Source organism: Coprococcus sp. OM06-34AC, from assembly GCF_003462545.1.
GTDB classification, from domain to species: domain Bacteria; phylum Bacillota; class Clostridia; order Lachnospirales; family Lachnospiraceae; genus Coprococcus; species Coprococcus aceti.
Window position 1 is genome coordinate 277,919 of the sequence record NZ_QTZF01000004.1, and the last position, 26,792, is coordinate 304,710.

Below are 26,792 nucleotides of genomic sequence, written 5' to 3' on the forward strand. Positions count from 1 at the left end.
GGTCAATGAACAGAGACGAGATAACAGCAAAGATCGCTGAACTTGAAAATAAGATACAGATGGATAAGCTGCAAAATGCCGGGGCGGATGATGCCGGAAAAGTTGCAGGACGCACTCAGTCCGGTGATATGGCTGACAGCTATGCGCTGTGCCTTGGCGGTGGCGGCGGTAAAGGAGCGTACCAGCTCGGGGTGTACAGAGCACTTGCAGAGTATGGACTTATGGACAAGGTTACAGCCATATCAGGAACTTCCATAGGTGCGATAAATGCCGTGCTTTTCGCGTGCAATGATCCTGACAGAAGCGAGGAGGCATGGAAGAAGATACATTTTGAGACGGTGTTTGACGTTGATCCTGATCTGATGTTCAACGACAAATCGGGATTCATGTCGCGCAGGGAGATGATAAAGCTCATGGACAGCTATGTGGATTACGGAAAGCTGTCTGATGGGCATGTCACCGTGTATGCAGCCATAGCTGAGTGCGCGCAGGAGGGTGAAAGACAGGCTGAGTATATAAGCCTTGCAGGAATGGATGCGGAGGAGATCAGGACAGTCGTCATGGCATCATCCACCTTGCCTATGCTCTATGAGTCTGTGACTTATAACGGTAAGGAGTATTGTGATGGCGGTCTCGCCGACAATGTTCCGGTGAAACCTCTGTATGATATGGGATACAGAAATATAGTTGTGTGCGGCCTTAATCCCGACTCAAAGAAAGACATATCTGCATATACAGATGCGGATATCATAGAGATATATCCAAGTGTAAGCCTGGGAGATCTGATAGATGGAACCTTGAATTTCTCTGCAAATTCAGTAAAATTCAGAAGCCTGCTCGGTTATAAGGATGCCATGAGGGCACTTAAGGTTCATTTTGAGAATGATCCTGATTACATCGCGGCGCTGGATCATTACAGGGATATTGATCTTGCGGATATACAGACTCAGATGAGGATGGATGCCGCGGATTCCAGCGTGAAAAATACTATGGATAACATAGGCAGGATACTTGGTAAGCTAGGCATAGAGGAATAACTCCAGTCGGATTTACGCAGCTTTAAAGAAATAGATAAGGATACATAGAGATTATGAATGATTTGGAAAAATTTATTGATGGCATAGATCTGGGGCTTCCAGCTCCGTTTGAGGAACCGGAGAGGCAGTATTATTTTATAAAAAAGGGCAGGGAGTATGTCACAGCAAGAAGCAAAGAGCTGGGACGTGACCTTACCTGTTCCATACAGACATTTGGCTGTCAGATGAACGTCCGGGATTCTGAGAAGCTTGCCGGAATACTTGAGCAGATGGGATATGTTAGGACCGAGTCCGAACATGCGGACTTTATAATATATAACACATGTACGGTCAGGGAGAATGCCAACAGAAAGGTTTATGGTCACCTTGGTCTCATGAAGCACCTCAAGGAGAAAAATCCTGAGATGAAGATAGCTCTGTGCGGATGCATGATGCAGGAGCAGCATGTGGTGACAACCATAAGCAAGAGCTATAGGTTTGTCGATATGGTATTTGGAACACACAATGTATATAAGCTTGCTGAGATATTTGTGAGCAGGATAGAATCCGGAAGCATGGTCATAGATATCTGGAAAGATGCCAAGGAGGTCGTGGAGGATCTTCCTGCGGTGAGGGAATTCCCATTCAAATCAGGTGTAAATATCATGTTTGGATGCAACAATTTCTGTACCTACTGTATAGTTCCATATGTAAGAGGAAGGGAGCGAAGCAGAAATCCGGAGGATATCATAGCTGAGTGCGAGAGGCTTGCTGACGACGGAGTGGTGGAGATCATGCTCCTCGGGCAGAATGTCAATTCATATGGCAAGAACCTTGAGCATCCGATCACATTTGCGGAACTGCTGAGGCGTGTGTGTGCCATAGAGAAGATACAGAGAGTAAGATTCATGACCTCACATCCAAAGGATCTGTCGGATGAACTGATAGATGTCATCGCGGAGAATCAAAAGATCTGCAGACATCTCCATCTGCCGGTACAGTCGGGCTCGACAAAGATACTGAATGCGATGAACAGACGGTACACAAAGGAGTCATATCTTGCACTGGTTGACCGCATAAGGGCAAAGGTTCCGGAGATATCACTCACCACTGATATAATCGTGGGATTCCCTGGTGAGACCGAGGAGGATTTCCTTGAAACCATGGACGTGGTTGAGAAAGTACAGTATGACACCGCATTTACATTTATATATTCAAAGAGAACAGGAACTCCTGCCGCCGGAATGGAGAATGGTTCCACAAAGGAAGAGATACAGGATAGATATAACAGGCTTTTAAGGCGTGTGCAGGAGATAAGTGATGTGAAGACCATTGCGATAAAGGGACAGACACAGCCGGTTCTGGTTGAGGGCTTTGACGAGAAGGGCGACGGCCTTCTGACCGGAAGACTCTCCAACAACATACTTGTCCATTTCCCTGGGTGTGCGGAGATGGTTGGAAAGATCCTGAATGTAAAGCTTGTTGAGTGTAAGGGATTTTATTACATGGGTGAATTAGCAGAATAGGAGTAGTTGAAGTGGCAGCATTAACACCAATGATGGCTCAGTATATGGAAGTTAAGAATCAGTATAAGGACTGTATTCTCTTTTACAGACTGGGAGATTTCTACGAGATGTTCTTCGACGATGCCCTGACGGCATCCAGGGAACTTGAGATAACACTGACCGGCAGGGACTGTGGTCAGGAGGAGCGGGCACCGATGTGTGGTGTTCCGTATCATGCTTGTGACATATACCTGAACAAGCTGATAGAGAAGGGCTACAAGGTAGCCATATGTGAGCAGATGGAAGATCCGAAGCTCGCAAAGGGTATAGTAAAAAGAGAAGTTATACGTATAGTTACGCCTGGTACAAATATGTCCCAGGCTATTCTTGATGAGACGAGGAATAACTATCTCATGTGTATATTTGGCTGTAATGATGAGTATGGTGTGGCCGTATGCGATATCACAACAGGGGAGTTCCGTTCCTGTCATATCTCATCTACATCCAAGCTGTACGACGAGATAAACAAATATTCCCCGACGGAGATCATAGGAAATGGCACATTCCTGTCATGCGATCTGAACTTTGATTACATGAAGGAGAAGATGAAGATAACGATATCGGAGGCTCCGTCTCATTATTTTAACGATGACACCTGTGAGGATTTCATTAAAAGACAGTTTAAGGTCGGATCAATAGATGGTCTCGGCATAGATGAGCAGGAGGATATGCTGCTGTCAGCGGGCGCACTTCTCCAGTATCTACATGAGACACAGAAGAACTCACTGGATCATATCAACAGGATAGAGATATATTCCATAGAGGACTTCATGATCATAGACAGCTCATCCAGAAGAAATCTGGAGCTGACAGAGACACTCAGGGATAAGCAGAAGAGAGGCTCACTACTCTGGGTGCTTGACAAGACCAAAACGGCCATGGGAGCGAGAATGCTCAGAAATATGATAGAGCAGCCCCTTATCCACAAAGATGATATAGAAGCCAGACTTGATGCGATAACAGAGCTCAACGATTCTGTTATAACCAGGGATGAACTTCGAGAGTATATGAATACAATATATGATCTCGAGAGACTTATGACGAGGATATCGTTAAGAACAGCAAATCCGAGAGATCTTTTGGCATTTAAGACGTCCATACAGCTACTGCCGTTTATCATACAGCTTCTCGGAGAGTTTCATTCGGAAGAACTCACCGAGATCAGGGATGGAATAGATGATCTGCAGGATCTCTATGACCTTCTTGACCGCGCCATAGTTGATGAGCCGCCAATACTTATCAGGGAGGGCGGAATATTCAAGGATGGCTATCTTGAGGACATAGATACTCTGAAGAACGCCACAACTGATGGCAAGAACTGGATAGCAGAACTCGAGGCCAGAGAGAAGGAAAAGACAGGCATCAAGAATCTTAAGATAAAGTTCAACAAGGTGTTCGGATATTATTTTGATGTAACCAATTCATATAAGAGTCTTGTGCCGGATTATTTCATCAGAAAGCAGACACTTGCCAATTCTGAGAGATACACAACCGAGGAGCTTGACAGACTGGCTGGAGTTATACTCGGATCATCCGACAAGCTTGTTGCGCTGGAGTACAACACATATGTTGAGCTCAGGGACACCCTTGCTGCAGAGCTCACAAGGGTACAGAGAACAGCACACAGCATAGCCATGCTCGATGCTCTGTGTTCACTCTCATATGTGGCTGTTGCAAATGGGTATGTTAGACCTGAGATCAATACAGATGGAGTCATCGACATAAAGGACGGACGTCATCCGGTCGTTGAGAAGATGCTGAACAACGATATGTTCATCACAAACGACACATATTTGAACAACCATGAGAGCAGGATATCTATCATCACCGGTCCTAACATGGCTGGTAAATCCACATATATGAGACAGACTGCGCTCATAGTTCTCATGGCTCAGGTTGGAAGCTTTGTCCCTGCGGCATCTGCCAATATAGGCATATGCGACAGGATATTTACAAGAGTGGGAGCTTCCGACGACCTTGCATCAGGACAGTCCACATTTATGGTGGAGATGAGCGAGGTCGCAAATATACTCAGAAATGCCACGAAGAACAGCCTTCTCATCCTTGATGAGATAGGTCGAGGAACAAGCACATATGACGGTCTGGCGATCGCCTGGGCTGTCGTTGAATATATAAGCAACAGTGAACTGCTCGGAGCAAAAACTCTGTTTGCGACACATTACCATGAGCTCACGGAGCTTGAGGGTAAGCTGTCGGCAGTCAACAACTACTGTATAGCGGTCAAGGAAGACGGAGACGACATAGTGTTCCTCAGAAAGATCGTCAAGGGCGGTGCCGACAGAAGCTACGGTATACAGGTTGCAAAGCTTGCCGGTGTGCCGGATGTCGTTATAGCGAGAGCAAATGAGATATGTAATCAGCTTATAGACAAGGACATAACCACCAAGCTGAAGGAGATAAAGGTTACAAATGATTTCAAGCCGAAGAAAGAAGACACCCAGATGTCAATGTTCGGCTCACTTGCCGAATCACAGGTGATCGAGGACATAAAGTGTGTTGATCTGTCCAACATGACACCTATGAAGGCGTTGCTTTATTTAAATGAATTGCAGGAGCGACTTAAATAATAAGGAGCGATAAGTAATGATAAAAGTATTAGACCAAAATACGATTAACAAGATAGCAGCCGGTGAGGTTATAGAGAAGCCGAGCTCGGTCATCAAGGAGCTTGTGGAAAATTCCATAGACTCAGGTGCCACAGCGGTAACCGTCGAGGTAAAGGGAGGCGGACTGTCATTTCTCAGAGTCACCGACAACGGAGCAGGCATAAAGAAGGATGAGGTCAAGCTTGCATTTCTCAGACATGCCACAAGTAAGCTTGTGACAGTCGAGGATCTCCTGAGTATCTCTTCTCTTGGTTTCCGTGGTGAGGCACTTGCAAGTATAGCGGCGGTTGCACAGGTTGAGATGATCACCAAGACCGCTGATGATGTGACCGGTCTCAGATACCAGATACATGGAGGTAAGGAGATATCCAGCGAGGAGATAGGTGCTCCGGGTGGAACAACCATAATTGTCAGAAATCTTTTCTACAATACACCGGCGAGAAAGAAGTTCATGAAGACTGATGCCACGGAGACAAGCTATATCTACGATTTGATGTGCCGTATATGCATGTCACACCCGGAGATCTCATTTAAGTTCATTGCAAATGGAACAGACAAGCTGTTCACATCAGGCAATGGCAAACTCAGAGACATAATCTACCATATCTATGGAAGAGACATCACCTCAAATCTTCTTGAGATAAATGCGGAAAATGACTATATGAAGATCTCCGGATATATAGCAAGACCTTGTATATCAAGGGGCAACAGATCATTTGAGGGCTATTATGTAAATCACAGATATATAAAGAGTGCGGTGCTCACCAAGGCGATCGAGGATGCTTTCAGGACATTTGTCATGATACACAAGTTTCCATTCACCGAGATCAATTTCCAGGTGAGACCTGATCTCCTCGATGTAAATGTACATCCGACCAAGATGGAGTTGAAATTCGCCAACAGTCAGGATATATACAGCTTCACCTACAATGCCATAAGGGAGACACTGTTATTCAAAGAGCTCATTCCTGATGTGGCGCCGGGTAAAGATCCAAAGCCTGAGACCTTCAAGCAGAGGGATGTTGGCAAGGCACCGGAGGCGTTCGAGAATAAGAGGCGTGAGGCGATAGTCAGGGCGGAGGAGCGTACTGTACCGCAGAGTCAGCCTGAGCAGCATCGTCCGGCAGAACCGCAGAGTCAGCCTGAGCAGCATCGTCCGGCAGAACCGCAGAGTCAGCCTGAGCAGCTTAGCTCGGCGGAGACGCAGACATCACCACAGCAGCTTTGCCCGATCGAACCACAGACATCATCACAGCCGGTCCGCCCGGTTATAGAGATCATAGATGAGACTAGCAGCTCAAACAATAAAGGATCAGACGTCATAGATAATAATAAGACGGAGAAGCCGGCAGGAAACTACATATATGCGGATAGGAATAATGATCTTGAGAGAGCTATAGTACAAAACAGGAATGTGGTAAACGAGAGTCCGGCATATACAGCTCTGGCACCTGCTAGACCTTCGGTCACAGCGGCGACACCAGACTCAACAGTATCTGCAGTTTCAGATGAAGCTTCAGATACTGACTACGATGAAGAAGCCAGAAAAAAGTACGTCCAGCAGGATATGTTCCAGGAGAAGTTCCTGACAAAGGAGGCACGTGCTAAGCATAGACTCATAGGACAGCTGTTCAAGACATACTGGCTCATAGAGTACGATGGTAAGTTCTTCATAATGGATCAGCATGCCGCCCATGAGAAGGTTAAGTACGAAGAGCTTATGGAGAATTACAAGAATAAGAAGATATACTCACAGTATCTTATGCCTCCAGCGGTCGTTACACTCAGTGCCGCAGAGATAGAGTTTCTTCATGAGAACATGGAGATGTTCGAGGCACTGGGATATCAGATAGAGAACTTCGGAGGCAGGGAGTTCAAGCTGAACGCTGTTCCTGACAACCTGTTTGGCCTTGATGGCAGAGAGCTTTTCATAGACTTCATATCGGATGCAAGCAGCAGTGCTAAAAAGGTGACCATAGATACATTTATACACAAGCTTTCCACCATGGCGTGCAAAGCTGCGATAAAGGGTAACACGGAGATAAGCTTCAAGGAGGCTGACGCACTTATAGATCAGCTATTAAAGCTTGAAAATCCATACACATGTCCTCATGGACGTCCGACTGTCATATCCATGACGGAGGCGGAGATTGAGAAGAAGTTTAAACGAATAGTGTAGGAGATTAACATGATGGATAAGAATATGAAACCACTGATAATCCTCACCGGCCCCACGGCTGTCGGCAAGACGGCACTGTCCATAGGACTGGCAAAGGCGGTGGATGGCGAGATCATATCCGCAGATTCCATGCAGGTATATAGAAAGATGAATATTGGAACGGCGAAGATAGAGCCGGAGGAGATGCAGGGGGTAAGGCATCATCTGATAGATATTCTGGATCCGGCAGAAGAGTTCAACGTTGTGCTTTTCAAGAAATATGCTCTTCGTGCTATGGAGGATATATATTCCCGGGGAAAAATTCCAATCATAGTAGGTGGTACCGGCTTCTATATCCAGGCGCTTTTGTATGATATAGATTTTGAGGAAAATGACAATGATATGTCATACAGGGAAAAGCTGCAGAACCTTGCAGATACCCACGGCAAGACATTTCTTCATGACATGCTAGCGGAGGTCGACCCTGAATCCGCTGAAAAGATACATGAGAACAATGTAAAAAGAGTGATACGGGCTCTTGAATTTTATAAAAAAACAGGTATGAAGATATCTGAACATAACGAGACTGAGTCGCAGAAGAAGTCACCATATAATTTTGAATATTTTGTGTTAAATGATGACAGACAGAAATTATATGATAGAATAGACAGACGGATAGATATCATGCTTGAGGCAGGGCTTCTGGACGAGGTAAAACTGCTTGTGAGCGAGGGTTACAGCAGGGAGCTGGTGTCCATGCAGGGGCTTGGCTACAAGGAGATAATCGATTATATTCAGGGCAGATGCACTCTGGATGAGGCAGTATATACGCTAAAGAGAGATACAAGGCATTTTGCCAAGAGACAGATCACATGGTTCAAGAGGGAAAAACATGTGACCTGGGTTGATAAAAGTGAGTACGACAGCGAGTCTGAAATATTGTCATTTATGCTGGACAGGCTTCGCGAAAAGGAGATTATACAGAGATGAAAGATATGTTAAAGGATTACTACAGATCACTGAATGTGGATGAAAAGGTGTTTGAATACTGCAACAGTGTGGAGGAGAAACTTAAGGATAGATTCGCAGCCATCGATGCTGTGAGTGAGATCAACCAGCTCAAGGTCCTGAAGGCCATGCAGGACAACAGATTGTCCGAGGCGCATTTTGCCGGCTCTTCAGGCTATGGCTATACAGATGACGGAAGAGATGCCCTTGAGAGGATATATGCAGACGTATTCCACACGGAAGATGCTCTTGTCAGGACACAGATAGTGTGCGGAACCCATGCACTCTGCACGGCCATGTTTGGTAATCTGCGCCCGGGAGATGAAATCCTTGCCATAGCGGGAAAACCGTATGACACACTGGATGAGATCATAGGCATCCGTGAGTCCAGGGGGTCACTTGCAGAGTATGGTGTCACATATGCCCAGGTAGATCTGCTACCGAATGGAAACTTTGACATTGACGGAATAAAGAATGCGATCAATAGCCGCACAAGACTTGTGGAGATACAGAGATCTAAGGGATATGCAGTCAGAAAGACGCTGTCTGTACAGCAGATCGGTGAGGCCATAAAGGCGGTCAAGAGTGTAAATCCTGATATCATATGTATGGTAGATAACTGTTACGGAGAATTTGTACAGGATATAGAGCCGTCGGATGTTGGGGCTGATCTGGTAGTCGGCTCTCTTATCAAGAATCCGGGAGGCGGACTTGCACCGATAGGAGGTTATATATGCGGTAAGAAGGAGTATGTGGAGAATGCTTCATACAGACTCACGACTCCGGGACTCGGCAAGGAGGTTGGAGCCTCACTTGGCAATACAAAGGCTCTCACTCAGGGACTTTTCATGGCACCTACAGTTACGGCAAGTGCGCTTAAGGGTGCGATATTTGCAGCAAATGTATACGAGGGACTGGGCTTTAAGGCTGTTCCTGACAGCACAGAGGACAGATACGATATTATTCAGGCTGTTGAGCTTCAGACTCCTGAGAGGGTCGTGGCATTCTGTGAAGGAATCCAGGCTGCAGCGCCGGTTGACAGTTATGTAAGACCTGAGCCTTGGGATATGCCGGGCTATGATTCACCGGTCATCATGGCCGCTGGAGCATTTGTGTCTGGTTCATCCATTGAGCTCTCAGCGGATGCACCTATGCGCCCACCTTATGCGGTATATTTTCAGGGGGGACTTACATATCCCCATGCCAAGTACGGCATAATAATGTCATTACAGAAAATGGTAGAAAAAAACCTTATAGTATGGTAGATTAATTAGTCGGCCATATAAAATTTTCTCTGGAGCTTGGAGAGGCGGAAGGAGGAAATATGGATAAAAATTATTGCAAAGAGAATTTTGCAGGAGGACTTTCGGTCTCCATGAAAGAAATGTCGGAGACTGAGAGACCGTATGAGAAGAGCTTTAAGTATGGAGTTGAGGTTCTCACAGATGCTGAACTTCTGGCAGTCATCCTCAGAACCGGAAGCAGGAAGGCAAATGCGCTGTCCACAGCCTACAGGATACTGGATGCCCATCCGGTCCACAAGGGTATAGTGGGGCTTAATTACCTGACTGTGAGTGAACTTGAAGAGATAAGCGGAGTTGGAAAGGTAAAAGCAATACAGATGAAATGTCTGGCTGAGATATCCAGGAGAATGGCCAGGGCTTCATTTAAGCCGTTTTTGTCGTTCCAGTCCCCACAGAGCATTGCGGATTATTTCATGGAGAACACAAGATATCTCGAAAAGGAATACGTGTATCTCCTCATGTTTGATGCGAAGCATAAGCTCATAAAGGATGTCCGCATTTCAGAGGGAACAGTGAACAGTTCGATGTTATCTCCGAGAGAGGTGTTTGTGGAGGCGCTCAGATACGATGCTGTCTATATCATACTTGTGCATAACCACCCATCCGGAGATCCGACTCCGAGCGGTCAGGATATAGATATCACCAGAGAGATGGACAGAGCCGGGGAACTGATAGGGATAGAGCTTTCAGATCATATTATTTTGGGAAATAACTGCTATGTCAGCTTAGCTGAGCGAGGTATTTTATAATGAAACGAAGACGAAATAGGAACAGAAAAAGAATAGAGATCACACCGAGATATTTTTTGCTTGGACTCACAGGCTTTTGCGTTGTGCTCATGCTTGTATCTCTTTTTGCGGGAGGCATATTTGCACCGGTGAGGAATTTTACCAACATATTTGTCCAACCCATGCAGAAAGGGGTAAATACCATAGGCAGATGGGTTCAGAGCAAAACTGAGGCATTCCAGAATTATGACGCACTGTTAAAGGAGAATGAAACACTCAAGGATCAGCTTGAACAGAGTCAGAAGCAGGTGGCACAGTACCAGCAGAATTCGTATGAGCTCGAACGTCTTCAGGCACTTTATGAGCTTGATCTCCAGTATTCCGATTATAAGAAGACTGCTGCCAGGGTCATATCAAAGGATACCGGCGGGTGGTTTCAGGTGTTCTATGTCGACAAGGGAACAGATGATGGTGTTGTCGAGGGCTGCAATGTCATGTATGGCAACGGCCTGTGTGGAATAGTCACAGAGGCCGGAAATGATTATGCCAAGGTAAGAGCCATCATAGACGATACATCAAATGTAAACGGAATGATATTACCGTCAGAGGCTATTTGTAATGTTGAGGGAAGTGTCAGCAATTATGAGAATGGCTATCTTATCGCTGAAAACATTGACAAGGACGCAGAGGTCGGAGTCGGTGATCAGGTCGTCACATCCTATGTGTCAAGCAAATATCTGTCGGGAATTAACATAGGGTATGTAACAAAAATAGAGGAAGATTCCAACAATCTTACAAAGACTGCATATATCACTCCGGCATGTGATTTTTCAAAGATACAGGAGGTACTCATAGTCCTCCAGACCAAGAAAACTGTTTCGGAGTAGAAGTAAAGAGGTTAAACAGACATTGAGAAGAGTTATCACACTTGGATTATTAATCATAATATGTTTTGTGCTTCAGTCAGCACTTTTTCCATATATTTCAGTTGCGGGTGCGACTCCCAATCTGATGCTCATCCTCACGGTGTCCTTTGGACTTATGAGAGGTCGAAAAGAGGGAATGCTGGTGGGATTTTTCTGTGGCTTTTTATATGATCTGTACTTTGGCTTTGCCATAGGCCCTTTTATGATCATATATATGCTCATTGGATACTGTAACGGATTTTTCCACAGACTGTACCTCGTGGAGGATGTACTGCTGCCTATCATCATCATAACACTTGATGATTTCATATTTAATTTCATAACATTTATAATATTCTTTGTAATGCGTAACAGACTCAGTTTTGGGCTGTACATGAAGGATATTATTTTGCCGGATATGATATACACAGCCATACTTACGATGATAGTATTCAAGCTGTTTGTCTTTATAAACAAGCGGCTGAAACGCGCTGAAAAAGGAAGTGAGACATAGTGATCAGAGATATATTAGAGATAATCAAAGATTTTATAGTAGAAAAGTTAAAGAGCCGTATTTTTTATGTCACTCTGTTTTTTTTGTGCCTGTCAGGCGTGCTTGTGTACAGATTGTTTAATCTTCAGATCATAAATGGAGAAAAATATCAGTCCAGCTTCCAGTACAAATCACTTAAGACGGTGTCGGTCAAGGCCACCAGAGGAAAGATTTACGACTGCAACGGAAAACTGCTTGCATCTAACGAATCTTCATACAATCTGAGTTTCACCAGCAATGCAGACCTCACTGAGGCGGCAGACAAGAAGAATATGTCGGTCAATGAGCTAAGAAATGAGATAGTTTATAAGACGATACTTATACTTGAGCAGAATGGAGACAGTCTGTCCGTGGAGCTTCCGATTAAGCTGGATGCAAATGGCAACATGAAATTCACGATAAGCGGCTCACAACTCAATACATTTTATATGAATGTTTATGGTGCAAGCTCAGTTGATGCCCTCACCGATGCACAGAAGAATGCTACAGCAAGGGAAGTATTTGACTATATGAGAAGTGATGAACTTTTCAATATCTCGGGTGATTATTCGGATGCCTATGTGCTCAAGATCCTTGCCGTGAGATATGAGGTATGGCTCAACAGATACCAGCAGTACATGACAGTGGATATCGCTAACAATATAAGTCAGCAGAGCTATGCTGCGATAACTGAGAATATGGATACACTGCTCGGAATGGATGTGAGTATTGAATCAAACAGAGTATACAATGATGCCATATATTTTTCGCATATAATCGGATATATCGGCAACATTTCAAATGAGGAGCTCGAGGAGTACAATGCGAAGCTTGACGAGGATCAGCAGTATGATTCCAATGATATGGTTGGAAAGCTTGGTTTGGAACAGTCGTACGAGGATCAGCTTCGTGGTGTTGACGGTTCCCAGAAGATGTACGTTGACAACATGGGAAAAGTTCTTGAGATTATAGAAAAAACTGATTCTGTTGCAGGAAACGATATTTACCTCACACTTGACTCTGATCTTCAGAAATACTGCTACAACGCACTTGAAAAGGAATTGTCGTATATTCTCCTTGCAAATCTCAAGAACGTGACGACATCCAAGGAGAAAGAGGATATACCTATAACGGATGTGTACTCGGCATTCTTTGACAACAACATTATAGACATAAAGGCCCTTAATGCTGCGAATGCAACTGACAATGAAAAGAATGTGTACAACACATTTGTATCAAGCAAGCAGTACACACTCAATGCGCTTTCGGACATTCTGAAGAGCAGTCACACGGAACTGTATAATCTTTCGGATCAGTACAAGGATTATATGGAGTTTATATGTGAGACGCTGAGCTCAAACGGCATATATGACAGCAGTGCAGTGGATAAGGACAGTGACACATATAACAACTATGTAAATGACAAGATATCATTATATGAGTATCTGAAATACTGCATAAGCCAGGGAGTAATAGACATAACCGGCATTCAGACAAGCAGTGATTATTATGATACGGATGAGATATACAATGTTATTGTCGATTATGTACTCAAAGAATTTGAGGATGACTCCGATTTCGACAAACGAGTCTTCAAATATATGATATTATCAGGTGAAATAACAGGTTCCCAGGTAATATACCTGTTATACGACCAGGGAATCCTTAATAGTACAACAGACGAAGATTACGAGGGATTTACGTCAGGAGTCCTCAGCAATTTTGAATTTATTTACAGAAAGATCAAAAAGCTTGAGATAACACCTGCCATGCTTGCTCTTGACCCATGCTCGGGATCCATTGTGGTGGTCGATCCGGCGACAGGAGCTGTAAGGGCTATGGTAAGCTACCCAAGCTACGACAACAACAAGCTCACAAATGTGATCGATCCTGACTATTATGCCAAGATAACAGAAGATAAGACGACCCCTATGTACAATCGTGCAACCATGCAGAGAACTGCACCGGGTTCCACATACAAGATGCTCATTGCTGCAGCGGGTCTGCAGGAGGGCGTTATAGACGTTGGATCAGTGATAACTGATTACGGTACATTCTCAAAGGTTGTTCCTTCACCGGCCTGCTGGCTCAGAAGCGGACACGGAACGCTTGGTCTCGCTGACGCCATAGAGGTATCGTGTAACGGTTTCTTCTATGAGGTTGGATACCGTCTTGCCACAGACAGCAAGGGAGTATATCAGGATGCACAGGGTATAGATAAGATACAGAAGTACGCTTCGTTATTTGGACTTGACCAGAAGTCAGGTGTGGAGATAGAAGAGATGGATCCGCATGTGTCAGATACTGATGCGGTACGTTCTTCTATCGGACAGGGTACAAATAACTATGCGCCTGTCCAGCTTGCCAGATATGTGACAACCATCGCCAATGAGGGCAACTGTTATGACCTGACACTGGTGAACGAGATAAAAAATATAGATGGAAGAACAGTGTATAAGAGTGACAACGTTCCTAAGAATACAGTTGATCTGACGGACAGCCAGTGGGCGGTCATAAAACGGGGAATGCGTCAGATGGTAAGTGACCACACAAGTCCATCGGCTCTTATAAATCAGATAAATGTCAATGTTGCCGGCAAGACGGGAACAGCAGAGGAGGATACCACAAGGCCGGATCACGCATTGTTTGTGTCATTTGCGCCTTATGAGAACCCTGAGGTCAGTGTAACATGTGTTATTCCACATGGATATACATCGGGTAACGCAGAGGAGCTTGCCGGAATGGTGTACGCATATATGTATGACCCTGACAAGCTTGATACGCTTGACATAACAGGAAACAACCAGATGTCAGATTAATTGAGATACCAAAGATATATCACAGAACCTGTGTGTAGGAAATAATATGACAGGAGCAGATGATATGGATGGTATGGACAGATTATCAATCAAGGCAGACAGATCAGGCATAGTTGTCTATGTACCGGCGGCTATGTCTGTAAATGATATCTGCTGCGATCTGTATTGCAGGATCCTCGATAATATAAGTGCCTTCCAGAAAAAAGGAACTGTATGTATATCTTTCAGGGGATGTACCCTGGAGCGTGGAGACACGGAGGAGATAATCAGTTTTTTAAACAGCATTGATAAGATTCATGTCAGATTTGCAGCTAAACCTGACATAGATCAATATACAGGTTCCGGTGTCCGGGATGATGGGGATCGTGAACCACAACAGGCAAAAGTCAGTATGGCTTTGCCGGGTATGACTAAAACGCACAGTGACAATGAAAGACCATATATCTTCCGCGGTGACATAGGGAGAAAGCAGACCCTTGAGATCAGGGGAAATGTCATTATCCTCGGAGATGTTGCCAGGGATGCCAGGGTTGTATCCGGTAAGAATATCGTGGTCGTTGGGGAACTGGCGGGAGCTGCCATAGCGGGTAAGCTGGCGGCTGGAAACAATTTCATAATAGCGATGAGAATGTGCCCACAGCTTTTGCAGATAGGAAAAGCGAAAAGTACAGGAATCAGACTTCCGGGTGCAAAAAGAATGCCAATGATAGCTACGAATGATGAAGGAATCATAAATATAACCTACATATGATAGTAAATTTAGGAGGATTTTTATTATGTGTGAAGTTATTGTTGTTACATCAGGAAAAGGCGGAGTTGGCAAGACGACCACATCGGCGAATATAGGAACCGGTCTTGCGTCCCTCGGGAACAGAGTGGTGATGATAGATACAGATATAGGTCTCAGAAACCTGGATGTTGTGCTTGGCCTGGAAAACCGCATAGTCTATAATCTGATAGATGTAATAGAGGGAAACTGCAGATATAAGCAGGCTCTTATAAAGGCGAGGAACTACAACAATCTGTACCTGCTGCCTTGCGCGCAGACCAGGGATAAGACAGCGGTCAGCCCGGAACAGATCATCAAGCTCATAGACGAGATAAGAGACGAGTATGACTACATAATCATTGACTGCCCGGCCGGTATAGAACAGGGCTTTAAGAACGCCATAGCTGCTGCTGACAGGGCTGTCATAGTGACAACTCCCGAGGTCTCGGCCATAAGGGATGCAGACAGGATAATCGGTCTACTCGAGGCGTATGGAATTGAAAAACAGCACCTCATAATCAACAGGATAAGATATGATATGGTCAAAAAGGGCAATATGATGTCCGTCGATGATGTGGTTGATATACTTGCAGTGGATCTGCTTGGAGTAATCGCCGATGATGAGGACATAGTCATATCGACAAACAAAGGAGAACCGGTCGTGTGCAGCAACACGAAATCGGGACATGCATATATGAATATATGCAGAAAGATAGTGGATGATTCCCTTGAAGTTGAAGATTATTATTCAGGGAAGAACCGCTCACTGCGTTCGCTTTTCAGACGTAAAAGAGCCTGAAGGGAGGAATATGGGGATGAATAAGATATATTTATATAACACAGGAAGTTATGCCAAAGAAAGGCTTATAAGCATGCTGGCTTCAGACAGGATAGGGTGTAATCCGGATTTCCTGGACGATATGAAGCATACCATAAAGCAGGAGATAGACAGATACATCAATGTAAAGGAATCAGATATCGATATCCAGGTCAAGGAGCGTATGCTAGTGGCATATATTCCATTGTTAAGCGTGGATACAGAGAAGAAGGATAACGAATATACATACAGAACAATAGGACGAGGATCAGTGAATTATGAACTTATTCAAGAAGGATCAACTGAACTTAAAACAATTCAGTCTTGATCAGGATCAAAAAAAATACAGTATACTGGATTACAATTTCAAATTGTTTTTCCTGATAATAGCAGCCATGGCCATGGGTACTGTGATCATAGTGAGCGTAGATGAGACAAAACTTACAAAGCAGTTGATCGGTGCCGGGGTGTGTATACTGGGAATGATAATAGTATCACTCATAGACTATAATTTCATATGCAAATACTACATGGTACTATACGCTGCAAATATAGTGCTGTTGGGACTTGTACTGGTGGCAGGATCAGGTGCGGATTCCCATGGAGCCAGCAGATGGTTCCAGATATCCGATTCATTTACCATACAGCCATCGGAGTTTGCCAAGATAATACTGATAATCTGCACGGCTGTTTTTCTTGAAAAACATGCGGATGATCTGAACACGGCAAAGACGCTGCTGAAGCTTGCAGCTTTCCTTGCAATACCGATCGGACTTATATTTGCCGAGCCGGATCTTTCAACCACGATATGTATATGTGCAACATTGTTTATAGTCATATTTATAGCGGGGCTCTCACTCAAGATAATAGGTATTGCGGTACTGATACTCATACCATTCTTTGGAGGCTTCTTCTGGTATATCCAGCAGGACAACCTGCCTCAGTTTCTGAACGGATATCAGAGACAGCGTATACTTGGACATATGTATGGAGGCGGATCCACCCAGGATCAGCAGAACAACTCGATCATGGCCATAGGATCGGGACAGTTGACCGGTAAGGGGATCAACAGCTCTGATGTGGCAACCGTAAAAGATACAAATCTCATATCTGAGCAGCAGACAGACTTTATATTCTCGGCAGTGGGAGAAGAATTAGGTTTCATCGGAAGTGTTATTATTATTGCAATTTTACTGCTCATAGTGTTACAATGTATTAGGGTTGCTAGGCGTTCCGGTGATAAAAAGGGAATGTATATAGCAACAGGTATGGCAGCACTGGTCAGCATCCAGTCATTTATCAATATTGGTGTTGCCACATCCATACTTCCGAACACGGGATTACCTTTGCCATTCATAAGTTACGGACTGAGTTCACTCGTCAGTTTGTGTGCCGGAATGGGCATGGTTCTCAATATAAATTTGCAAAAGAAAAAGTATTAGGAGGATTTTCATGAATATTGGTTTGATAGCACATGATGCTAAGAAAAAACTGATGCAGAACTTCTGTATAGCATATAGAGGAATTCTTAATAAGCATGAGCTTTACGCAACAGGAACTACCGGAAGACTTATTGAGGAGGTTACCAATCTTACAGTTCACAAATATATTGCAGGACATCTTGGCGGTGAGCAGCAGCTCGGATCACAGATAGAGAACAATGACATCGATATGGTCATCTTTCTGAGAGATCCGCTTCATCCAAAGAATCATGAACCTGATATAAACAACATATTTACATTGTGTGATACACATAATATTCCGCTTGCGACTAATCTGGCAACTGCCGAGCTTCTTATACTGGCACTTGACAGAGGAGATCTTGACTGGCGTGAATTCTACAAGTAAATATATTTCAGCACCGTTATCAGGCTGTTGAATATATTTCGGAGGTTATATTATGTTTAATCAAAGCAGAATAGGAAAATACATGCGAAGAAGTATCTCTTTGATACTTGTGTTGTCGATGGTCCTTCTGACCGGCTGCGGAAGCAAGACCTACAAAGCTGGAAAACAGCTCGACATAGGTGTGCTGCCTGATCTTCCGGTGTATGGGGAGCTCGGAATGGCATACGATAACGCTGTGATAGCACAGGGCGAGGAGATAGATGCCGCAAACTACAACGGATGTTATGCCGCTATGCTTGTCGATGAGACGACCAAGGATACCATAGTGGCTCATAATGTACATGGAAAGATATATCCGGCAAGTATGACCAAGATCATGACAGGTATACTCGTTATGGAGAGCATAGAAAAGGGAGATATATCCCTTGACGATGTGGTAACTCTCAACAGAAAGGTCACATTTGACGATTGGGATGCCATGGCCAGTGACCTGGTCGGAGGCTGTAGCCTGACGGTCAAGAACCTGCTGTACGGCCTCATGATAACATCATACAATGACTGTGGTGTTATACTTGCAGAGCTGATAGCCGGTAGCGAATCAGCATTTTGTGACATGATGAATGAAAAGGCGAAGGAGATCGGTGCGACAAATACCCACTTTGTCAACTGTCACGGACTTCACGACGATGACCATTACACTACAGCGTATGATCTGTATCTTATAATAAAGGAATTTTCAAAGCATGACCTTGCGTATGTGATAGATTCACTTGATACATATGATTTCACATACACGGATGCAGATGGCAATGAACAGGTGGTAACCATAGAGCCGACAAATGAATTCTTAACTGGTGAGGTAAATTTTCCAGATGGATACTCGATAGGTTCGTGGAAGACCGGAACCACAGAGGAGGCACTCAACTGTCTTATCATGGAGCTTAAGAACGATTCCACCGGTGAAGAGTATATTGCTCTTGTAGCCGGAGCAGATGGAAAAGAGGCACTGTACAGCGCCATGACTGAACTTATAAATAAGGCAAAGTGATGTGTGTATCTGACATATATGATACGGACATTATTTGTATAAATTTTACACCAAGATTCAGGAGGCATGAAAAATGATTCACATTATTGCAGGAGATAAGGGTAAGGGAAAGACAAAGGCACTGATAGATAAGGTCAACAATGAAGTAAAGGTTGTTTCCGGTACGGTAGTATTTCTTGATAATAACAACAAGCATCTCTATGAGCTCAGCAACAGAGTCAAGATGATCAACTGTACAAGCTATGGAATTAGCAAGCTGGATTCGTTCACCGGATTCGTGCGAGGAATAATCTCCCAGAACAGTGATATTGAGAAGATTTATATAGATAATTTTAAGACGGTTGCATACGTTGGAGAGTCACATATCGTTGAGGCATTGGACGAGATAAAGAACATATCCGATATGTTCAATGTTGATATAGTGATCTGTCTGGCAACAGATGTCAATGACGTACCAGAGGATTTCAAGGACTGCGTTATTGCGGCATTATAAGCTGGATGCCGCCTTATATTTCAGATAGAATGTGGTTGGCATATGTATGTTGCCAGCCATTTTCTGTGCCAGAGTAAATTACGGGAGACATATTATGGCGACAATAAAACGAAAAAAACAAAAGACAAAGATCGAACTTCCAAAGCTCAAAATGCCGGGCTTTGGAACATTCCTTTTTGCATTCGTATTCATATATATACTCATCAGGGTCGTTGCGTATGTTAATGATTCTGATCCGATAATATTCACGGTTGAGCAGAGTACGTACGATACTGATTTCACGGCTACAGGGCTTGCGGTAAGAAGTGAGACTGTCATAACCGCCTCGGCGACGGGAACACCATGCTACTATATAAGAGATGGCGAGAAGGTATCCAAGGGTGCAAATATATATGCCATTGACAGCTCGGGCTCCATGCAGGCAGCAATGAGCGACATGCAGGAGAATGGTTCAGCACTTCTCACGAGCGCAGATTACACAAGTCTGAACAATCAGATAAAGATGTTCAAAAATGGATTTTCGGCATCCAATTTTGGTAATGTATATAATTTCAAGACAAGCATCGACAACAAGCTTTTAGAGCTCTATGAGGAGCTTGCTCTTGAGCAGGTCAGCAATGGTTCTTCATCATTTTCACTTGATGCCCAGAAGGCACCATTCAGTGGACTTGTCACATACTATCAGGATGGATATGAGAGCGTCGATGTGAAGAATCTTACACCTGAGCTTTTTGATAAAACTGTGTATACAAAACAGTCACTCAAGTCAGATGGCCAGGTTTCTGTGGGCAGCGCTGTATGTAAGCTTATCAACGATGAGGAATGGAATATTGCCATATCGCTCAGCAAGGATGAATTTGATAAGGTTACACAGAATGAATACGCTTCATTTACCATCAATAATTCGAGCAGAAGGATCAGATCGACATACGATAAGATCGAAAAAGATGGTCATTATTATATAGTGGTATCATTCAACAAATATATCGCGCAGTATGTAAATGAAAGATTTCTGGACATCAACTTCATGTTTGAGGAATCCAGCGGTCTGAAGATACCGGCTTCATCCGTAATAACAAAGGATGTATATATGATACCTGTGGATTACCTGACAGGAGGCAGTGGTGATTCAGATCTGACTCATTTTAATCAGGTAACATATGGCAATTCGGGAAGCACTTCAATAAAACAGATATCACCGATAATATATTTTACCGACAAGAGATTCTGTTATGTTGATCCGTCAAGTATAGATTCAGATGCGGTACTGCAGAAGAATAATTCCAAGGATACATTTTCCGTTGCCACAGCCGCCAAGTATACGATGGATGGTGTTCTGTGTGTATCAAGAGGAACTGCGGAATTCAGAAGAATAGAGGTTATCGTATCGGGCGATGATTACTCGATCATCAAGCCGGATCTTTCATATGGAATATCCAGATATGACAGAATATTACTGGATGGACATTCCATGAAAGAGGGAGAGCTTATATATCAATAGTACAGACACAGGAGATGATAATATGCTTAAAGAAAATTACGAAAAAGTAAAAGAGAACATAGTCAGGGCATGTGAAAAGGCCGGCAGATCACCGGAGGATGTCACTCTGATCGCCGTTAGCAAGACAAAGCCTTTGTCAGATATAGAGAAATTGCTCAGTGATACGGATGCCGTTGATTTTGGTGAGAATAAGGTTCAGGAGCTTGTGGACAAATACGAGAATGTCTCAAGACCTGTAAACTGGCATATGATAGGTCACCTGCAGACGAACAAGGTAAAATACATTGTAGATAAGGTGTGTATGATACACTCCGTTGATTCGTTAAATCTTGCCAAAACCATTGAGAAGGAGGCTGCAAAGCATGATGTCACAGTCAATATTCTCATTGAGGTAAATGTTGCACAGGAAGAAACAAAGTTTGGACTGTCATGCGACGAGGTACTTCCGCTTATCCAGGAGATAAAAGATTTCCCTCATATCAGGGTTAAGGGTCTTATGACTATCGCTCCATTTGTGGATGATCCCGAGGACAACAGGGTCTATTTCCGCAAATTGAAAGATTTATCACTTGACATACAATCTAAAAGCATTGATAATATCGATATGAGCGTCTTGTCGATGGGTATGACAAACGACTATGAAGTTGCAGTTGAAGAAGGTGCAACGTTGGTTAGAGTTGGCACGGGAATATTCGGTGCCAGAAATTATAATATTTAAAGGAGAACAATCATGGCAAAGGGAAATACAAAGAAAAGTTTTCTTGATTATTTCAAATTAAGTGATTCAAGCGACGATGACTTTGATGATGATTTGTTTGATGAAGATGAAGATGACTATGAAGATGAAGACGATATGGACGATCGCTTAGATGATGATTACGATGATGAGGATGATTACGATGCGCCTCAGACAGAGTCCAGAGTGAAGGCTTCACCGCTCAAGTCCTTTAATAAGTACAAAGGTTCTGCATCATCTGACAATGGATCGGCCAGATCAAAAGCTGCAAGATCTTCTCATGGTCAGCAGTCAGGAGCAGGTAATGGAAAGCTCGTATCGATCAACAGCAGATCCAGAGCAATGGATGACAGTGAAGTATTTGTTATCAAGCCGGACGAGTTTGACGATGCGCAGATGATAATCGATCATCTCAATCGAGGACAGATAATCGTAATAAACATGGAGGATCTTGATCTTCCAACTGCACAGAGAATAGCGGATTTCATTGGAGGAGCAAGTTATGCTGTGGATGGCCTGTTTCAGGCTATTTCGGGCAACATATTCCTTGCCACACCTAATGGAACCTACGTATCTGGTGATTTAAGGGAGGAATTGGCTGGAGGATCTCTTCAGGGGGAAACTCTTTCAAGTAAGGCAACTTACTAATATATGTTTTTACGGGGGATTACATATGCTCACACCAGTTGATTTACAACAGAAGAAGTTCACGCATGGAATGGGATATGCGCGAAAAGATGTAGATGCATTTTTTGACATAGTTGTGCTCAGCTACACAGAACTGTATAAGTCCAATGCAGATCTTACCAATCAGGTAAAGACTCTGACTGACAGTTTAGTACATTACAGAACAACCGAGTCAAAGCTTCAGAAATCTCTCATGCTAGCAGAGAAGAATGCTGAGGAGTCTACAAAGAACGCCACTGATAAGGCGAGACTGATAGAGAATGATGCCAAGATCAAGGCTAATAATATAGTGCAGGAGGCCAGGGAGGAGCTTGAGCGAATAGAGGGAAGTATTGATGGAATAAAACAGCAGTACAAGGACTATGTATGTGCATTCAAGGCTCTCATGGAAGCCCATATGAATTACCTTGCCCAGAATCCTATCAATGAGGAGATGGGGCTTAATTTTGACGATGTATTAAGCGAGGGTAGTTCAAATGCTTCTTATTCACAGTCGACGCAGAGCGCAGCCATGAATTCGTTTATGAACTCCTATGACGGCGATCCACAGGGCCGTGAGGAATCAACTCTCGGATCAGGAGGCGGCTCAGCCATGGGTGATTCAACACTTGGCGGTGCCGGTGGCGGAAGTGTTACAAGTGATTCGTCTGTATACACAAAGAATCTTGGCGGTAAGTCATTTGTTAATCCATTTGGAAACTAACAATATATTTTATACTAAGGGAGAATGTTTATATGTGTAATGCACTCACAGTTCATCTGAATGATGAACCAATCTATGACATTTTCTTTGCAAACGATTTTAATTCCCTGCCTGAGCTTTTAGCCGGACAGGGAATTGCTGATAGAAGGGTATGTATCGTTACAGAGAGTAACGTTGCGCCTCTTTATCTCGATGAGATCAGGACTCAGCTTGATGGAAAATGCAAAGAATTGATATCTATCGTATTTGAGGCCGGTGAGTCTCAGAAGAATCTTGATACAGTAAAGATGATCTACGAGAAGCTTATTCTTGCAAAGTTTGACAGAAAAGATCTTCTGGTGGCTCTTGGAGGCGGCGTAACGGGCGATATAACCGGATTTACTGCTGCAACGTATCTCAGAGGCATAGACTTTGTACAGATACCTACAAGCCTTCTGGCACAGGTGGACAGCAGTATCGGTGGAAAGACAGGCGTTGACTTTGATTCATATAAGAACATGGTCGGAGCCTTTCACATGCCAAAGCTTGTGTATATCAATGTGTCAACACTCACCACGTTATCTGATGAGCAGTTTATTTCGGGAATGGGTGAGATCATAAAACATGGACTCATAAAGGATTCTGCATATTTTGACTGGCTTATAGAAAATCACGACAGAATACTTGCAAGGGATAAGGATGTCCTGATGGAGATGATCAGGGTGAGCTGCAACATCAAGAGAGTTGTTGTGGAAAACGATCCTACTGAGAAGGGCGACAGAGCTCTGCTCAATTTTGGACATACTCTTGGACATGCCATAGAGAGATACCTCGACCTTAAGCTGAGTCATGGGGCATGTGTCGGCATCGGATGCTGCCTTGCGTCTGTTATCTCATACAACAGGGGTGACATCACAGAGGACGAGCTTCATAAGATCATACACGCATTTGATATGTTTGGTTTCCCTACTCTTGAGGACTACCCTGTCGATGCAGATGCTGTCATAGAGTACACTAAGAACGATAAGAAGATGGTTGGGGGCAAGATCAAATTTATTCTTCTTTACACTATTGGCGATGCATATATCAATACCGATGTCGTTCCTGATGATATGAAAAAGGCATTTGAGTGGCATTGATGTTCAAAGGAGGAACGGATATTATGAAAAAGAGAATACCGATGGCTATACTTGCCATTATTATTCTTACAGCTTTAGATCAACTGGTGAAACATCTCATATCCACCAACTTTCAGGTTGGACAGACAAGGAAAATAATTGACGGAGTTTTCCAGCTCAACTATGTTCAGAACAGAGGTGCGGCCTGGGGAAGTTTCTCAGGTAAGATCGTTTTCCTGCTTGCGATAACATTTGTTATCCTGCTTGCGGCTATATATGTATACATCAGGCTTGCAGGCAATCAGGAAAAGAAATATACACCGCTCAGGATATCACTGGTATTTCTCATATCGGGAGCTGTCGGTAATATGATCGACAGAGTTGCCCGTGGATATGTGGTTGACATGTTTGACTTCTGCCTTATTAACTTCCCGGTATTCAATGTCGCAGATATATTTGTCACATGCAGTTTTATTGTTATAGTTATTCTGGTGCTGTTCAAGTATAAGGATGATGAGCTCTCAGAGATCATACACCAAAAACAGACAGATGGACAGGAATAGTATATGGAAGAATATAACATCGAAGCCAGCGGCGACTGGGCAGGGAAAAGAATAGACAAGGTTCTCAGCGGGTATTTCAGCGATTATTCGAGATCTTTCATAAAGAAGTTATTTGATGACGGATATATTCAGGTCAACGGTAAGGCTTCAAAGCCGAGCTACAGTGTACGTACCGGAGATATTTTTGATATATCAGTGCCGGATCCGGTCAGCATTGACATTGAGCCTGAGAATATACCGCTCGACATCATATATGAGGATGATGACGTGATACTTGTGAATAAACCAAAGGGAATGGTGGTCCATCCGGCACCGGGGCACTACAGTGGGACTCTGGTCAACGGACTGATGTACCATTTTAAGGATTCCCTTTCCGGTATAAATGGAGAATTCAGGCCGGGAATCGTTCACAGGATAGATATGGATACAACAGGTGTACTTGTGGTGTGTAAGAACGATAATGCCCATAGATCACTGTCTGAGCAGCTTCACGAGCATAGTATAACCAGAAAGTATTATGCCATAGTCCATGGAAATATCGCACAGGATGATGGTACTGTGGATGCGCCGATCGGAAGAAGTCCTAAGGATCGGAAGAAGATGGCGATCAATACCAGAAATGGCAGACATGCCGTCACACATTACAGGGTTCTGGAGCGTTTTGGAGGAAAGTATACCTTTATTGAGTGTCAGCTTGAGACCGGCAGGACACATCAGATCCGAGTTCATATGGCATCCATTGGACATCCCATACTTGGGGATGAAGTTTATGGACCGAAGAAATGTCCGTTTAAGCTGCAGGGACAGACGCTGCATGCTGGTATTCTCGGTTTTGAACATCCCTCAACCGGGGAATACGTTGAGTTCAAGGCTGATCTGCCGGAATATTTTGAAGATCTTATAAAGAAGCTAAAACTGTTAAATTAATATAATGTAACAAACGAGTATAGACAATTGTCACATATTACGTGCAATTGTCTATACTTTTTTATTTACAGTTTATTGTATAAATGTTATAATAACCCATATAGGAATTTAAGTATTTTGTACATAAGTAATATATTTTGATATTTCTTACATGGAGAATACGAGAAGATGGGAGTGGTTACTATGGCAGAGAAGAAGATTATTACTATAGGTAGACAGTTCGGAAGTGGAGGCAAGCAGATCGGAGAAGCTCTTGCAGAAAAGATGAACATACCATTTTACGACAAGGAGTTACTTAAAGAGGCAGCAAAGAACAGTGGAATATGTGAAGAGATTTTTGACAGCTTTGACGAAAAGCCTACGAATAGCTTTCTTTACTCACTGGTGATGGATCCATATTCACTGGGATTTGGCAATTCAACAGAGCTTCCTCTCAACCACAAAGTTTTCCTTGCGGCATTTGACACCATCAAGAATCTTGCAGAGAAAGATGGTTCATGTGTATTTGTCGGCAGATGTGCTGATTACGCACTCAGGGATCTGGACAACGTGGTGAATATATTCCTGTATGCAGACATGGATGACAGAACAGCCAGAATCGCCAAGAAGTACAACATAAGTGAATCGAAGGCCAAGGATATGATCAAGAAGGAAGACAAGGCCAGAGCTTCATATTACAACTATTATACATCCAAGAGATGGGGCGAGATGAAGGGATACGACATATGTATCAATACTTCGAAGTACGGCATAGATAAGACGATAGATCTGTTATATGACATTGTAAATAATTATTGATCTCAGTCATGATTATTATTGAAAATTGTAATATATCATCATAATAATGTTATTATAAAATCTTGTATATAAAAAATGACAGTAGGTTGTTGATATGTACCCAGAATCCTGGACACATATTTATGAACTAGGCTGAACACATG

At 43.5% G+C, this 26,792-nt stretch carries 25 protein-coding genes; all 25 read left to right on the plus strand.

From position 1 onward, the window contains the following. The first annotated feature begins 5 nt into the window (after positions 1–5). On the plus strand, positions 6–1,037 hold the full coding sequence (locus DXB91_RS09040; RefSeq protein WP_118017607.1) for a patatin-like phospholipase family protein: 1,032 nt from the start codon (positions 6–8) through the stop codon (positions 1,035–1,037). Positions 1,038–1,090: 53 nt separating this feature from the next. Further along, positions 1,091–2,542, plus strand: coding sequence for a tRNA (N6-isopentenyl adenosine(37)-C2)-methylthiotransferase MiaB (gene miaB, locus DXB91_RS09045; RefSeq protein WP_118017609.1), 1,452 nt, complete (start codon positions 1,091–1,093; stop codon positions 2,540–2,542). A gap of 29 nt (positions 2,543–2,571) precedes the next feature. After that, positions 2,572–5,169, plus strand: a complete 2,598-nt coding sequence (gene mutS / locus DXB91_RS09050; protein WP_118017631.1) for a DNA mismatch repair protein MutS — start codon at positions 2,572–2,574, stop codon at positions 5,167–5,169. 16 nt (positions 5,170–5,185) lie between these two features. Continuing rightward, positions 5,186–7,387 carry a DNA mismatch repair endonuclease MutL gene (gene mutL, locus DXB91_RS09055; RefSeq protein WP_118017611.1) on the plus strand — a complete coding sequence of 734 codons (2,202 nt, stop codon included), beginning with the start codon at positions 5,186–5,188 and terminating at the stop codon, positions 7,385–7,387. A gap of 12 nt (positions 7,388–7,399) precedes the next feature. Further along, a complete protein-coding gene (gene miaA, locus DXB91_RS09060; protein ID WP_022216480.1) occupies positions 7,400–8,356 on the plus strand; it encodes a tRNA (adenosine(37)-N6)-dimethylallyltransferase MiaA in 957 nt (318 codons plus the stop codon). After that, on the plus strand, positions 8,353–9,639 hold the full coding sequence (locus DXB91_RS09065; RefSeq protein WP_117548968.1) for a methionine gamma-lyase family protein: 1,287 nt from the start codon (positions 8,353–8,355) through the stop codon (positions 9,637–9,639). The genes miaA and DXB91_RS09065 overlap by 4 nt, the downstream gene beginning before the upstream one ends. Positions 9,640–9,698: 59 nt before the next feature. Beyond that, a complete protein-coding gene (gene radC, locus DXB91_RS09070) occupies positions 9,699–10,427 on the plus strand; it encodes a RadC family protein (protein ID WP_015534923.1) in 729 nt (242 codons plus the stop codon). Then, a complete protein-coding gene (gene mreC, locus DXB91_RS09075; RefSeq protein ID WP_242992607.1) occupies positions 10,427–11,293 on the plus strand; it encodes a rod shape-determining protein MreC in 867 nt (288 codons plus the stop codon). The genes radC and mreC overlap by 1 nt, the downstream gene beginning before the upstream one ends. Positions 11,294–11,315: 22 nt before the next feature. Beyond that, positions 11,316–11,825: a rod shape-determining protein MreD gene (mreD, locus tag DXB91_RS09080; RefSeq protein ID WP_022216476.1), complete on the plus strand. Its 510-nt coding sequence runs from the start codon at positions 11,316–11,318 to the stop codon at positions 11,823–11,825. Next, entirely contained in the window at positions 11,825–14,662 is a 2,838-nt protein-coding gene (locus DXB91_RS09085) for a penicillin-binding transpeptidase domain-containing protein (protein WP_117548967.1), read from the plus strand. The genes mreD and DXB91_RS09085 overlap by 1 nt, the downstream gene beginning before the upstream one ends. 46 nt (positions 14,663–14,708) lie before the next feature. Beyond that, positions 14,709–15,413, plus strand: a complete 705-nt coding sequence (locus tag DXB91_RS09090) for a septum site-determining protein MinC (protein WP_118017613.1) — start codon at positions 14,709–14,711, stop codon at positions 15,411–15,413. Positions 15,414–15,438: 25 nt separating this feature from the next. Beyond that, positions 15,439–16,230, plus strand: coding sequence for a septum site-determining protein MinD (minD, locus tag DXB91_RS09095; protein WP_022216474.1), 792 nt, complete (start codon positions 15,439–15,441; stop codon positions 16,228–16,230). Positions 16,231–16,246: 16 nt separating this feature from the next. Further along, a complete protein-coding gene (locus DXB91_RS09100) occupies positions 16,247–16,576 on the plus strand; it encodes a cell division topological specificity factor MinE (RefSeq protein ID WP_117548966.1) in 330 nt (109 codons plus the stop codon). Then, positions 16,527–17,690: an FtsW/RodA/SpoVE family cell cycle protein gene (locus tag DXB91_RS09105; protein ID WP_117548965.1), complete on the plus strand. Its 1,164-nt coding sequence runs from the start codon at positions 16,527–16,529 to the stop codon at positions 17,688–17,690. The genes DXB91_RS09100 and DXB91_RS09105 overlap by 50 nt, the downstream gene beginning before the upstream one ends. A 10-nt stretch (positions 17,691–17,700) precedes the next feature. Continuing rightward, positions 17,701–18,096: a methylglyoxal synthase gene (locus DXB91_RS09110; RefSeq protein ID WP_022216472.1), complete on the plus strand. Its 396-nt coding sequence runs from the start codon at positions 17,701–17,703 to the stop codon at positions 18,094–18,096. Between the two features lie 52 nt (positions 18,097–18,148). After that, positions 18,149–19,144 (plus strand): D-alanyl-D-alanine carboxypeptidase family protein, encoded by a 996-nt coding sequence (locus DXB91_RS09115; protein ID WP_242849648.1) that lies wholly within the window; start codon positions 18,149–18,151, stop codon positions 19,142–19,144. A 73-nt stretch (positions 19,145–19,217) separates the two neighbouring features. Further along, positions 19,218–19,637 carry a hypothetical protein gene (locus DXB91_RS09120; RefSeq protein WP_015534931.1) on the plus strand — a complete coding sequence of 140 codons (420 nt, stop codon included), beginning with the start codon at positions 19,218–19,220 and terminating at the stop codon, positions 19,635–19,637. A 94-nt stretch (positions 19,638–19,731) separates the two neighbouring features. Further along, positions 19,732–21,138, plus strand: coding sequence for an HlyD family efflux transporter periplasmic adaptor subunit (locus DXB91_RS14120; RefSeq protein ID WP_158564588.1), 1,407 nt, complete (start codon positions 19,732–19,734; stop codon positions 21,136–21,138). A gap of 22 nt (positions 21,139–21,160) precedes the next feature. Beyond that, positions 21,161–21,856 carry a YggS family pyridoxal phosphate-dependent enzyme gene (locus DXB91_RS09130; RefSeq protein WP_118017615.1) on the plus strand — a complete coding sequence of 232 codons (696 nt, stop codon included), beginning with the start codon at positions 21,161–21,163 and terminating at the stop codon, positions 21,854–21,856. Between the two features lie 12 nt (positions 21,857–21,868). Next, the gene (locus tag DXB91_RS09135; RefSeq protein WP_118017617.1) at positions 21,869–22,522 is read left to right on the plus strand and encodes a cell division protein SepF; all 654 of its coding nucleotides are present in this window, start codon (positions 21,869–21,871) and stop codon (positions 22,520–22,522) included. Positions 22,523–22,547: 25 nt separating this feature from the next. After that, positions 22,548–23,264, plus strand: a complete 717-nt coding sequence (locus DXB91_RS09140) for a DivIVA domain-containing protein (RefSeq protein WP_015534936.1) — start codon at positions 22,548–22,550, stop codon at positions 23,262–23,264. 32 nt (positions 23,265–23,296) lie between these two features. Continuing rightward, complete coding sequence (gene aroB, locus DXB91_RS09145) at positions 23,297–24,382, plus strand: 3-dehydroquinate synthase (protein WP_118017619.1); 1,086 nt, start codon at positions 23,297–23,299, stop codon at positions 24,380–24,382. Positions 24,383–24,405: 23 nt separating this feature from the next. Continuing rightward, on the plus strand, positions 24,406–24,924 hold the full coding sequence (lspA, locus tag DXB91_RS09150; protein WP_015534938.1) for a signal peptidase II: 519 nt from the start codon (positions 24,406–24,408) through the stop codon (positions 24,922–24,924). 3 nt (positions 24,925–24,927) lie between these two features. Continuing rightward, complete coding sequence (locus tag DXB91_RS09155; protein WP_022216467.1) at positions 24,928–25,851, plus strand: RluA family pseudouridine synthase; 924 nt, start codon at positions 24,928–24,930, stop codon at positions 25,849–25,851. A 183-nt stretch (positions 25,852–26,034) separates the two neighbouring features. Beyond that, complete coding sequence (locus DXB91_RS09160) at positions 26,035–26,649, plus strand: cytidylate kinase-like family protein (protein ID WP_022216466.1); 615 nt, start codon at positions 26,035–26,037, stop codon at positions 26,647–26,649. The last annotated feature ends 143 nt before the right edge of the window (positions 26,650–26,792 follow it).